This window comes from Paenibacillus sp. FSL R5-0914 (genome assembly GCF_038004525.1).
GTDB lineage: Bacteria > Bacillota > Bacilli > Paenibacillales > Paenibacillaceae > Paenibacillus_AQ.
In genome coordinates, this window is record NZ_JBBORH010000005.1 from 33,391 (window position 1) to 46,246 (window position 12,856).

At 46.4% G+C, this 12,856-nt stretch carries 13 protein-coding genes; 10 read left to right on the top strand and 3 right to left on the bottom strand.

Translation table 11 applies throughout. The features are described 5' to 3' along the window. The first annotated feature begins 151 nt into the window (after positions 1-151). From hemE to MKX60_RS30505, 10 genes are all read left to right on the top strand, one after another. Complete coding sequence (gene hemE / locus MKX60_RS30460) at positions 152-1,213, top strand: uroporphyrinogen decarboxylase (protein WP_042186799.1); 1,062 nt, start codon at positions 152-154, stop codon at positions 1,211-1,213. 35 nt (positions 1,214-1,248) lie between these two features. After that, entirely contained in the window at positions 1,249-2,205 is a 957-nt protein-coding gene (gene hemH / locus MKX60_RS30465) for a ferrochelatase (RefSeq protein ID WP_139328657.1), read from the top strand. After that, positions 2,202-3,623, top strand: coding sequence for a protoporphyrinogen oxidase (gene hemG / locus MKX60_RS30470; RefSeq protein WP_341061987.1), 1,422 nt, complete (start codon positions 2,202-2,204; stop codon positions 3,621-3,623). Before hemH ends, hemG begins: the two co-directional genes overlap by 4 nt. A gap of 180 nt (positions 3,624-3,803) precedes the next feature. Further along, a complete protein-coding gene (locus MKX60_RS30475; RefSeq protein ID WP_076283182.1) occupies positions 3,804-5,192 on the top strand; it encodes a CapA family protein in 1,389 nt (462 codons plus the stop codon). A 21-nt stretch (positions 5,193-5,213) separates the two neighbouring features. Further along, positions 5,214-5,945 carry a glycerophosphodiester phosphodiesterase gene (locus tag MKX60_RS30480; RefSeq protein WP_445253225.1) on the top strand — a complete coding sequence of 244 codons (732 nt, stop codon included), beginning with the start codon at positions 5,214-5,216 and terminating at the stop codon, positions 5,943-5,945. 36 nt (positions 5,946-5,981) lie between these two features. Next, complete coding sequence (locus MKX60_RS30485; protein ID WP_042186808.1) at positions 5,982-6,605, top strand: fumarylacetoacetate hydrolase family protein; 624 nt, start codon at positions 5,982-5,984, stop codon at positions 6,603-6,605. Positions 6,606-6,628: 23 nt separating this feature from the next. After that, a complete protein-coding gene (locus MKX60_RS30490) occupies positions 6,629-7,432 on the top strand; it encodes a DUF92 domain-containing protein (protein WP_076298545.1) in 804 nt (267 codons plus the stop codon). 11 nt (positions 7,433-7,443) lie between these two features. After that, positions 7,444-8,046, top strand: a complete 603-nt coding sequence (locus MKX60_RS30495; protein WP_076283179.1) for a TetR/AcrR family transcriptional regulator — start codon at positions 7,444-7,446, stop codon at positions 8,044-8,046. Between the two features lie 54 nt (positions 8,047-8,100). Then, entirely contained in the window at positions 8,101-10,038 is a 1,938-nt protein-coding gene (locus MKX60_RS30500) for an ABC-F family ATP-binding cassette domain-containing protein (RefSeq protein ID WP_076283178.1), read from the top strand. Between the two features lie 12 nt (positions 10,039-10,050). Next, the gene (locus MKX60_RS30505; RefSeq protein WP_076283177.1) at positions 10,051-10,563 is read left to right on the top strand and encodes a tetratricopeptide repeat protein; all 513 of its coding nucleotides are present in this window, start codon (positions 10,051-10,053) and stop codon (positions 10,561-10,563) included. Between the two features lie 54 nt (positions 10,564-10,617). On the opposite strand, the gene MKX60_RS30510 is transcribed toward MKX60_RS30505, so the two are convergent. The 3 genes from MKX60_RS30510 to MKX60_RS30520 are packed head-to-tail and all read right to left on the bottom strand — an operon-like array spanning position 10,618 to position 12,786. Beyond that, positions 10,618-11,448: a hypothetical protein gene (locus MKX60_RS30510; RefSeq protein WP_341061988.1), complete on the bottom strand. Its 831-nt coding sequence runs from the start codon at positions 11,446-11,448 to the stop codon at positions 10,618-10,620. Further along, entirely contained in the window at positions 11,432-12,472 is a 1,041-nt protein-coding gene (locus tag MKX60_RS30515; RefSeq protein ID WP_042193612.1) for a M42 family metallopeptidase, read from the bottom strand. The genes MKX60_RS30510 and MKX60_RS30515 overlap by 17 nt, the downstream gene beginning before the upstream one ends. A 2-nt stretch (positions 12,473-12,474) precedes the next feature. Continuing rightward, entirely contained in the window at positions 12,475-12,786 is a 312-nt protein-coding gene (locus MKX60_RS30520; protein WP_042186819.1) for a LapA family protein, read from the bottom strand. Positions 12,787-12,856: the final 70 nt, after the last annotated feature.

A 12,856-nucleotide genomic window follows, 5' to 3' on the forward strand; every position in this document is an offset into this window, starting at 1 on the left:
TCATTCCACGATCTTCGTTTTGCTTGTTACAACCTTTTAAAAAGGGCATAATAGTAAGTATGCCGATCAAGCATAAACGCCATCGGCGTCCTTGTTAGGACGGTAAGCGTTTATTTTAAAAAATCTTATAAAATATAATGGAGATCTTATCATGACCTACAACGACACTTTTATCCGCGCCTGCAGAAAGCAGGATACGGAGCACGTTCCCGTATGGTACATGCGGCAGGCCGGCCGTTATGATCCCGAGTACCGTAAAATCAAGGAAAAGTACTCATTGCTTGAAATCTGCAAACAGCCTGAGTTGGCGGCTGAAGTAACCTTGATGCCTGTGCGCAAGCTAGGTGTGGACGCGGCCATTTTGTATTCAGACATTATGAATCCGGTCGCTTCTATCGGTGTGAAATTTGATATCGTCAAAGATATTGGCCCTGTGATCGAGAATCCGATTCGCTCTGCAGCAGATGTCGAGAGACTGAAGCCCATTGATGTTGAAGGCGATCTCGGACATATTTTGGAGACGATTGCAATTCTGGATAAGGAGCTGGACGTGCCCTTGATTACTTTCGCAGGCGCACCGTTTACAATTGCCAGCTATCTGATCGAAGGCAGACCTTCCAAAGGATATATTCGGACTAAAGAGCTAATGTACAGTGAACCCCGTGTCTGGGAAATGCTGATGGACAAGCTCGGCGATATGATTATCGCTTACCTCCGCAGTCACGTGCGTAGTGGTGGAAAAGCGTTTCAATTGTTCGACAGCTGGGTCGGTGCCCTTGCGCCTCGCGATTTTGAAAAGTATGTGTTACCGACGGTTTCTCGTATTTTTTCCGAATTATCCGATCTTGATGTACCGAAAATATACTTTCCTGGCGTAAGCTCTGGCGAATTGCTACCGAGTCTTACGAAGCTTCAAGCGGATGTAATCGGGGTGGACTGGCGTGTGAGCTTGTCCGAAGGTCGACGCAGAACCGGTGGGAAATTTGCGATTCAAGGCAACCTGGATCCGTATTTACTTACAGCGCCGATGGACGTCTTGAAGGAGCACGCGAAAGCGTTAATTGATGAAGGGGTACAAGAGCCGGGATATATCTTCAATCTGGGTCATGGTTTATTCCCGGAGGCTTCTTTAGAGAAGCTTAGAGAATTAACGGAATATATTCACGAATATTCACAGGAAGTATTGAAAGAATCAGCCAAACTGCGTTCTTAAAAATAGCCTATTAAATCTATAAGGGGATGGAATCCGTGACAGCAAAAATAGGTGTTCTCGTCATGTCGTATGGCACTCCTAAAAGCTTAGAAGACGTTGAAGCATATTACACTCATATTCGGCGAGGTAATCCGCCGACAGCGGAGCAGCTTAAAGAATTAACAGATCGCTATGAAGCGATCGTCGGGGGTGTATTCCCGCTGCGGGAGAACACAGACCGTCAAGTAGCTGCATTACAGGCAGCATTAAACGCGGATAAAGCTGGGGCGGATGTTGAATTTGTCTGCTATCAGGGTTTGAAGCATGCCTATCCGTTTATTGAGGACGGCGTCGAGGCTATGGCGAAGGACGGCATTACCCAAGCGGTTGGTGTTGTGCTTGCCCCTCACTATTCAAGCATGAGCGTGGGTGGCTACATCAAACGTGCTCAGGAAAAGGCTGATGCATGTAAAATCAACATGGGTTTTGTGGAGAGTTACCATATGCACCCAGTATTAATCGATGTTCTAAGCCGGAGAGTAACTGCGAAAATAGATCAATATATCGAAGCAGGCGCTACTCGCGATGAGATAAGGGTATTATTTAGCGCGCATAGTCTTCCAGAGCGTATTCTAGCTATGGGGGATCCTTATAAAGATCAACTATTGGAGACCTCAAAGGCTATTGCAGATCAAGCGGGGATAACCAATTGGCAGTTTACGTGGCAAAGTGCAGGACGGACTGCTGAACCATGGCTTGGACCAGATATTCTGGATACACTTCAGCAGCTTAGCAAGGAACAGGTAGAGTATGTTCTAGTGGCACCGATCGGGTTCGTATCCGATCATTTAGAAGTGCTGTATGACCTTGATATCGAGGCAACAGCCGTAGCTTCAGAGCTGGATATGCGTCTTATGCGGATTGAATCATTAAACAGCGATCCTGCGTACATGTCCGTATTGAGCGATGTTGTTCGTACAAGACTGAATCAAATGTCGGCCGGTCAGTCATGACTGGTCCCTCTAGGCGAATTGTTATCATAGGCGGTGGGCTGAGTGGACTCAGCGCCGCCTTTTACATTCGTAAGTTTTACAAAGAAGCTGGCGTGAAACCTGATATTGTACTGCTAGAGAAAGACAAGACTCTTGGTGGGAAGATCGAAACATTGCACCGGGATGGATTTGTGATTGAGAAGGGTCCGGATTCTTTTTTAGCTAGCAAAACAGAGATGATTGAATTGGCTAAGGAATTAGAGCTAGATCACGAGCTTGTGAACACAAATCCAAAGGCAGAGAAGACCTATATACTACAGCGTGACAAGCTTCATCCTATGCCTTCCGGTCTTGTGCTTGGAATTCCTACTGAACTAAAGCCATTTCTATCAAGTGCTCTGGTTTCATTCGGTGGCAAAATACGCGCGCTGATGGACTTGATCCTTCCTCCTAAGCGGAGTAATGACGATGAATCCCTCGGACAGCTGATTGAGCGACGTTTAGGTACTGAAGTGATGGAGAATTTGACCGAACCGCTATTAGCCGGTATGTATGCTGGGGATTTACGCAAAGTCAGCCTACAGGCTACCTTTCCGCAATTTGGAGAAGTAGAGCGGCAGTATGGTGGTCTTATTCGTGGAATCATTAAAGAACAGAATTCCTCCAAGACAAATACGAGCACAAAGAACAGCACTTTTCTGACATTTCGAAAAGGACTACAAAGTCTCGTGCATGGCTTGATTCATGAACTGCATGATGTAGAACAGCGAACTGAAGCTGCGGTGGTCTCTATACATGCTACAGGAACTAATGCTTCTCGTTATGAGCTAGAACTGGAAAGTGGCGAACGGCTGCTTGCGGATGAAATATATATCACCACACCAAATTCTTTTGCTGCCGAACTTTTGCGTCCACATGTGGATGTTTCAGCACTCGATGTGGTAAATTATGTATCGGTTGCGAACTTAGTCATGGCCTTCGACAAGAAGGATATCGAAATTGATGATGCTGGAGCAGGTTTTCTTGTGCCACGTAAGGAAGGGCGCAATATTACTGCCTGTACATGGACGTCAACGAAGTGGCCGCATACGAGTCCAGATGATAAAGTACTTATGCGCTGTCATGTAGGCCGTTCCGGAGATGAGCAGAATGTTCAACTTCCAGATGAGGCTCTTACGGAGCTAGTGAGTAAGGATTTACGAGAGATCATGGGCATTACAGCGAAACCTATATTCACGGAAATTACTCGTTCGGAACATTCGATGCCACAGTATCCTGTTGGACATCTTGACAATCTTTCTAAATTCCATAGGGAGCTTGAGACCACACTTCCTGGGATATATGTCTTTGGAACTGGATATGATGGAGTGGCAATGCCCGATTGTGTTAAGCAGGCTAAGCTTACAGCACAAAGCGCTGCAAAGCGTATATCGAATTAATTGTTCATTTACGGGAGAGTTAGAATTATATAATGAACGGTGAAGCGAAGATTTTTTTGCTTCACCGTTTTTGTTTGAAAATTAGATTATACTATTTTAATGGACTCTCGTATTTGGAGGGACAGGTGCTAGGTATGCTATAATAGAACCAATTTGAGAGTAGAGGAGATCATAGAAACAATGTATCCGCCGCGATCGCGTTCTAGACAGAAGAACAAACATAAGAGCAAACGTAAGCGCAGAACGGCCTGGATGTGGGTCAATGCAGGTCTACTTCTGTTGATTATTGTGGCGCTCAGCTATAGTTTTATGGATGACAGATTCAAGGGAAGTTCTGAGCCACCTCCAGTGGCGCAAATGACGGCTTCGCCTACGCCGGATAGTACTGCTCAGGAGACAGCACCTATAGTGACTGCAACGCCTGAAGCCACGGAGTCTCCCATCCCTTCTCCAACGGTAACCCCGGAAGCTACACCTACACCAGAGCCAAAGAGAGAAGAAAATGTTGAAACACAGGCGCCTGTACCAACTGAGACCCCTTCGCCAGATGAAGGTAGCTCCCAAGTCGCAGATGGTGGTTCTGTGTCTGGACTTCCATCAGATGACCAGGCTTCTGGCAATACAGTGACCTTGAATTTTGGTGGAGATGTTATTTTTTCGGGGAAAGCCGGGGAATTGCTCGAAAAGAAAGGTTACGACTATTCGTATGCCGCGCTCGATGGAATGTTCAAGAAGGATGATCTTACGATTGTGAATCTGGAGACTCCTGTGACCACGGGTGGGGTTGGCGCCGCTAATAAGCAATACGTATTCAAAGGCTCGCCCAAAGCACTAGATGCTCTTAAAGCAGCCGGAGTGGATGCAGTAAATATGGCGAACAATCACACGCTTGATCAAGGGGAGGAAGGCCTGCGAGACACGCTGAGTCATCTCTCGGAAAGAGGCATTCCTTATGTTGGTGCTGGACTCAATAGTAAAGAAGCATTCTCAGCGCAATATTTTGAGCGTAAAGGGATTAAGATCGCCTTGCTGGGGTTCACACGGGTGATTCCTGCATCTGATTGGATGGCGGGAAAAAATAAACCCGGGCTTGCTTCAGTATATGATAGTAGAGAAGGACTTAAAGCGATTGCTGCAGCTAAACAAAAAGCTGATTTGGTTGTCGTAGTTGTCCATTGGGGTAAAGAACGGGTAGAGCAGTTCGATAATACTCAGCAGACCCTTGGACGTAGCTTTGTTGATGCGGGAGCTGATCTTGTCATTGGTGGTCACCCACATGTATTGCAAGGTGTGGAGCCGTACAAAGGCAAGTGGATCGCCTACAGCACTGGTAATTTTATTTTTACGAGATCAACGGTACCTGCCACTTGGGAAACTGCTGTATTTCAGGCGGAATGTAGTAAAAAAGGTCAATGTTCATTACAGCTGAAGCCTATGACTGCTGAGCTAGCTCAGCCCGTGCCCATGAATCAGGTGAACGGACAGCTTTTGCTGAAAAAAATAGAGTCTTTATCTGCTGGTCGAGTTAAGATCAACAGTGACGGCAAAGTGACTCAAGTTACAAAATAGGGTTCCTGGGAGGTCCTTATGATGAACAATTTATGTGTTGCCCATCGGGGATTTTCCGGTAAAGCTCCGGAGAATACATTAGCAGCGATCCGGATGGCCATTGCCATGCCTTTTGTACACTGGATGGAATTGGATGTCCAGCTCTCGAAGGACGGTGTTCCTGTTGTCATTCATGACTTTACACTGGACCGTACAACCAATGGTCATGGTAAGGTGAAGAATATGGATTGGGAACATATCCGGCGTCTCGATGCGGGTAGCTGGAAAGGGCGTTCTTTTCGGGGAGAGCGGGTGCCTTCCTTGGAAGAGGTGCTCTCATTAGCCTCCGGTAGACTTCGTCTCAATATTGAACTGAAAACAGTGGGCAATATGTATCCTGGCATCGAACAGAAGGTGACGGATCTTATTTCCTCTAAAGGCATGCGGGACGACGTGATTTTGACCTCTTTTGACACAGATGTGTTGAAAAAAATCAAGGAAATAGACCCCCGCTTTCGTACAGGCTTAATTTTTGATTCAAGGTTTGGTAATCCTGCTCGAAGGCTGCATGAACTGGAGTGTTCTCTTTTGTCGATTAGCTTCTCGCGTTTAAATCCTAGATTGGCTAAGGTTTTGACGGAGCAAGGTGTGAAGATTATGGCTTGGACAGTGAACAAAGGAAAAGAGATGCGTCGCTTAGCAGATATGCATTCTGATATAATGATTTGTACAAACCGTCCGGATATCTGGGGCGATACATTTCTAAAAGTATAAATAATCCAATTCGATGGGAAAGAGAGCTGATTGTCTGTGTGCGCTGCTGTTAATAATTTGTATTGTGTTGGACGGAACTACAAGCTACATGCGGAGGAATTAGGAAATAATGTCCCCGTAGAGCCACTCATTTTTTTGAAGCCCTCACATGCGGCGGTTTCCCTCGATAAAGCAGTCATTCAGCTTCCAAAGGATTCAGGTCAGGTTCATTATGAAGGAGAACTTGTGCTACGGATCGCGCGTGATTATGTACCGGGTATGAGCGTGGAGGATTTGGTGGATGTTATGGCTCTGGGACTGGATTTCACACTGCGTGATGTGCATAATGATCTGCAGAAGAAAGGTCTGCCTTGGACTCCGGCTAAAGGCTTTAAGAACGCTGCTCCACTCACACCTTACATTGCGTTTCCTGACAAGGAAGAGCTGGAAGGAACGGATTTCACGGTTTTAAAAAATGGTGTTGAAGTTCAGCGAGGTAATGTTAAAAATATGATTTTTTCGCTCCAAAAAATTGTCGATTTTATCGCTGCGCGTTACGGGCTGGGTAAAGATGATGTGATATTCACAGGAACACCAGAAGGTGTAGGCTCTACCGTATCAGGAGATTCGTTTGAATTGTACTGGGGTGACAAGCTGATGGGGACTTGCCTGATCGGCTAAAAACATCTGTTGGAGATGAATCTATGTTATGGATTATCGGCGCCCTTGGCGCTTTGTTAGTTGCGGGGGCGGCTTATAGGAAACAATCCTTAAGCCTTTCCGGCATGCTTGCCGCGGTAGCCATGGGGACCATTTATTTTGGTGCTGGAAATGCCTTTTGGTTTGGAATATTGTTGGTTTTTTTCATCTCTTCAAGCCTGTTGTCTAAGCTTCATCATGATAATAAGGCAGAGCTTGAGCTGACTTATGCCAAGACAGGTCGCCGAGATGCTGGGCAGGTCTTTGCTAATGGTGGGCTTGGGATGGTTTTCGTTCTATTGAATGCGATTGTTCCGATGGAACATTGGGAATTTTTATTTATCGGCGTTATGGCAACGGTAACCTCTGATACATGGGCTACGGAGATTGGTACACTCAGCAAGAAGCTGCCTCGGTCTGTCCTGACAGGTAAAATACTTCCTGCCGGTGCCTCAGGTGGCGTATCAAGCCTGGGTACGCTGGCCGCCGCCGCAGGAGGTGCACTTATCGGTGCATCTTCATGGCTGCTACGGATGATATCTGGCATGCCAGATCAATCCTTCTTGTTGCTTACATTGGCAGGACTCACAGGTGGACTTGCGGGTGCGTTCACGGATTCTATTCTAGGGGCAACCGTTCAGCTGATGAATCGTTGCACCGTTTGCGGACGCGAAGTGGAAAGTACACATCACTGCGGTAAAAAGGTTGAATACGCACGTGGCTGGAAGTGGATGACTAATGATGCAGTCAATGCTATTAGCTCTATCGTCGGAGGGGCTATTGCCTTATTGTGTGGGATGATGTTTTAAAGGAGGAACCGATGAGCAGCACGTCCAATCATAAACATACTGCCATTCTGGATGCCGCATATGAGCTCTTCGGTTCAGGTGGATTTTACGAAACGAAGATGTCGGAAATTGCGGTTCAGGCCGGAATTGCTAAGGGCACCGTTTATTTATACTTCAAGAGTAAAGAAGAATTGTTCATGGCGGTAACGCGCCGGGATTGTGAGGGATTCCTTCAGCAATTACAGGAAAAGCTGAAGGCTAGTGATACTTTGGCAGGTAAACTGTCAATTATCGCCAAACATCATCTTTACTATTATTATGAGCGTAAGCGACACACGAAGCTCTTTTTCCGCGCACCGAACAATAACCCAGAGCTTGTGGCGTATATGACACTTTTTATGGAAGAATATATGCAGGCAGTGGTGAAGGTATTGCTGGAGGGCGGAGTGTCTGAGCCTGAGCTTATGGCGCAGTCCTACATAGGGATGTTGGATCGACTGAAGATGGATATTTTGTTCGATCCATCTTTTAAGGAAGAAGATGCGTATAAACGCGCTGGTTTCGCTGCGGGTCTTTTTATTAAAGGGGCTATGGATTACTTGAATTTAGGTCAGGATGATAGACCGGTGGAATAGCAGCTTCATGCTGCGACCGGTTTTATGAAAATATAAGGCAAGCGAGGAAATAGCATGAATATTATGACCGTGGAACATCTTTCCAAAAGTTATGGAGAGAAAGTACTTTTTAGTGATGCTTCATTTGGTATGGACGATCGGGATAAAATTGGTTTGATCGGTGTGAATGGAACGGGTAAATCAACGTTTTTACGTATTATTGCCGGTCTGGATACCCCGGATGGTGGGCAAATTGCGATCGGAAATAATGTTCGAGTGCAGTACTTAGCACAGAACCCTCCTTATGAGCCGACAAATACAGTACTGCAACAGGTCTTCGCCGGAGATGATCCAGATCTTGCCATCATGCGTGAGTATATGGAGATCATGTCTCGCCTTGAAAAAGAGCCAGGTAATGCAGAACTGGAAGGCAAACTGGTGCGGATTGGGCAGGCTATCGATGCAGCAGGTACTTGGCATTTGGAGAGTGAAGCTAAGAGCGTACTTACTAAGCTGGGTATAGTGAAATTCGATGCGCTGATGGATACGCTGTCTGGTGGTCAACGGAAACGTGTAGCACTTGCGGCTGCCCTGATTACGCCATCTGAGCTTCTTATTCTGGATGAGCCTACGAACCATATTGATACGGACTCCGTGGCTTGGCTAGAGCAATATTTACAGAAACGGCGCGGCGCTCTCTTAATGGTAACGCATGATCGTTACTTCCTGGAGCGTGTCGCAAGTGTCATGCTAGAGCTGGACGGAGGAAAGTTATACCGTTATGAGGCCAACTATTCCCGTTTTCTAGAGCTAAAAGCCGACCGTGAAGAGCGTGAAGCCTCTGCGGAGCAAAAGCGTAAGAACCTGCTTCGTACGGAGCTTGCTTGGATTCGTCGTGGAGCTAAAGCACGATCAACGAAACAAAAGGCAAGAATCGACCGTTTTGAGAAGCTGAAAGAAAGTACAGGAAGCAGTTCGAACGGTTCGCTGGATATTTCGGTGGCATCCACACGTTTGGGTCGCAAAATCATTGAAATCAATGAACTGTCGAAATCGCTGGATGGTCGTCAGTTGATTAAAGATCTGACCTATATTGCTGTACCACAAGATCGCGTAGGTATTGTAGGTCCAAATGGTAGCGGTAAATCAACACTTCTGAATCTGATTGCAGGTAAGCTACAGCCGGATAAGGGTGAGGTTCAGCTTGGCGCGACGGTTAAGTTGGGTTACTTTACGCAAGAACATCAGGATATGGATGACAGCATGCGAGCTATTGAATATGTGAAGGAAGAGGCGGAAGTCATACGTACAGCTGATGGTAGCGTCATTACGGCAGGCCAAATGCTCGAACGCTTCTTGTTCCCTCCTGCGATGCAATGGACGCCGATTTCCAAACTGTCTGGTGGCGAAAAACGACGCCTGTATCTGCTTCGTGTATTGATGGGAGCACCAAACGTATTGCTGTTGGATGAGCCTACGAACGACTTGGATATTGGCACGTTGGCTGTTTTAGAAGACTATCTGGATGAATTCCCGGGCGTCGTCTTTACCGTATCCCATGACCGTTATTTCCTGGATCGGACTATAGACAAGCTGATTGCCTTTGAAAATGGAAAAATTCGGCTTCATGTTGGCGATTATACGGAATATGAAGAATGGCTGGCCAAAAATGTTCCTTCACGCAATGCAGAATCGAACAAAGATGACGGTAATGCAAAGGGTAAAGAGACTACAGAAACAGTCAGTAACACAGCGGCATCATCAGCTTCCAAGACCAAACTCAAATTCAGTTTTAAGGAACAGCGTGAATATGAAGGAATTGACGAGCAGATCGAGCTTGCAGAACAGCGCTTGACTGATATTAGTGCGGAGATGGAAGCAGCGTTTGCTGACTCTGGGAGACTGCAGGAGCTAGTGGAAGAGCAGCGGCTTGCCGAAGCCGAGCTGGAGCGTCTAATGGAGCGCTGGACCTATCTGAATGAGCTTGCAGAGAAAATCGCTGGTAAAGCATAAAACGGATTGTCCATGTGTGACAATAAGGGAGGGCTCAGTTTGGAGAATCAACTTGTGGAAGCTGTAGCCCTGCGAAACGAAGGTAAAGCTGAAGAAGCCAGAGTGATGCTGTTAGAGCTATATGAGCAGAATAGTAATGATGCAGAACTTCTGTATCAATTAGCGTGGACGCATGATGTGCTCGGTCTGGAACGCGAGGCAGTACCCTATTATGAGAAAAGCTTAACACTAGGCTTATCAACGGAGCAGAGAGTCGGCGCTCTATTGGGACTGGGCAGCACCTACCGAACACTCGGAGAATATGAGAATTCCAAAGCAATATTGGAGCAGGCCATTCAAGAGTACCCAGAGAATAAGGAATTTCCGGTGTTCCTTGCAATGACCTTGCACAATCTCGGAGATCATAGTCTGGCTATGGGGATGTTACTAAAATTGCTGGCTGAAACCTCAGCGGATGAAGGAATAAGAAGTTATAGTAAGGCCATTTCATATTACTCAGATAAGCTGGAGCAAGTCTGGGATTGAATAAAATCACAAAAAGAAGCGATCTCTAATAGTAGAGTATCGCTTCTTTTTGCTTTATTTCGTTCCGTCCACCGCGATCATTTGCACCACGGCACGAGAGTCGCCAGGTAAGATGATTTCATCAGCATTCATCTGTGAGGAGCCATCACCATCTAGAAAAATACCTTCGAGACCTTCAGCAGGCACGCTCTGTAGGATGGCTGAACGGAACTCTGCCGCCGTCGAGAGTGTTGGCGTAACAATCAGCCACAGCTTGCCATTATCGTCATACAGCATGCCTGAGCGCATTCGTTTCTCATCCGAATAAGGAAGATGTTCTTTCGCTATCACATCTTCCCAGAGATCCTCATCTTGCAGATTCATACTAATGCCGCCTTGCGCAAAATAATGCTGGCGATCCGTAACGTTCAATTCTTCTCCCGATGAGACGACCTGTACGGAAAAGCTACGACTGGCACCATCCCAGACCAGGGTTCCGCGCACATATTTAGCGTTAAACCAGCCGGAGCCGTACGCCTTTTTAACACCGTTAGTGGGGATATCATTCATGATGGCAATGGATAGAAGTGCATCTCCATAGAAGAAACCTCCATTAATCCCATAAGCAATCACTTGCTGAAGGGGTGCACCAGCGGCTCTGAGTTTAATATCTTCGGGTGAAAGTGACATCATATAGAGTTGAACATTTTCTGGACTCACGGTCTCTAAGTAAGTGTAAGCGTGTGGAAGACCATCAAAGGGATTTTCCTTGTGGCTTCTGGAAAACAGGAACATCGAGATTGCTAATGCTGCTATCATGAGCAGCAGAAGTGAGACTATCAGCCATTGTCTACGTCTCCAGAGCTGCTTTAACTTGCCAGTGCTTGCCTCAGTTAGTGCCCACATAAGCAGCGAGAAGCTTAGCAGTGTTTACTACAGCTTGCTTATGTGTACGTTCCATGGAGTGGGAGGCGTGTACGCCTGGGCCGATCAGTGCGGCACGAATATTGTTGCCGCCTCGAAGGGCAGCGGAAGCATCGGAGCCGTACATTGGATAGATATCAACGGCATAAGGAATAGCAAGTGCTTCTGCCAGCTCAATCAAACGGCCAGTCATAACATAATCATAAGGGCCGGAAGAATCTTTTGCACAGATGGACACATCGGTTTCTTTACAGCTAAGATCGTCGCCCATGGCGCCCATATCGACTGCGATCATTTCATTAATCTCGCCAGGAATCCAAGCTGTGCCATGTCCTACTTCCTCGTAGTTGGAGATGAGGAAAGAAAGGTTGTGGAGTGGTTTCCAGCCCTCACGTTTCATACTTTCCAGCAGGCCAAGAAGGGCAGCAACGCTTGCTTTGTCATCCAGATGTCGGGATTTAATATACCCGCTAGGTGTAATCACCGCACGTGCATCGAAGGAAATGAAATCACCAACGGAGATGCCTAGCTTAAGTACATCTTCTTTGTTAGATACTAGCTCATCAATCCGTACTTCCATGTTCTCCTCTGAACGTTTGAAATCACGAGCATCTGGATATACGTGAACGGATGGATGGCTGGTTAAGATGGTTCCAGTATAGGTTCTGCCGCTGCGGGTATGGATCACACAGTATTCGTTCTCGATGCTGTGCATAGTGAAGCCACCAACAGAGGTCAGTCGCAGTGTACCATCAGATTTTATAGAGCGAACCATGCCTCCAAGTGTATCCACGTGAGCGCTGATGCCGATAGTACGGGAAGGATCTAGGCCTGGGACGGTTAGAATTACGCCGCCTTTTTCATTCCAGCTTAGCGGTACATTTAATGCTGCCGCTTCTTCGGCAACAAGGTTCATTACTTGTGCTGTGAAGCCGCTGGGGCTCGGTGTATCCAGCAATTTTTTTAGGATTGAGAGTATGTAATCTTCGTTTGGTTGAATAGTAATCATTAGTTAAGTCCTCCTGTCAGGCCATCATTGTCTGTGTTAAAAGAATCTAAAGAAGTGTCGGCATCACGAAGTTTGGTTAGCTCAGCATTTAAGCTTTTAATTTGTTTTTGTAGTTTGTACTGGCGAAAAATACCGTAAGAACCCACGATGATTCCACCAATTAACGCGCAGCCCAGAATAACTAGGATCAGCGGTATATTAACTACATCAAAACCGAAATTGACTTGAACGGGATCCACGTTGATGACTGCAAATATGGCTGTTAGCAGCGCAAAGATTAGACCTGCAATTAAAGACCATTGAATTCTCATTGAATTCTTCCTCCTCAGGGGATATAACAGAATAAAATCCCTTGCCCAAATAGGGCAAGGGATTAATGCA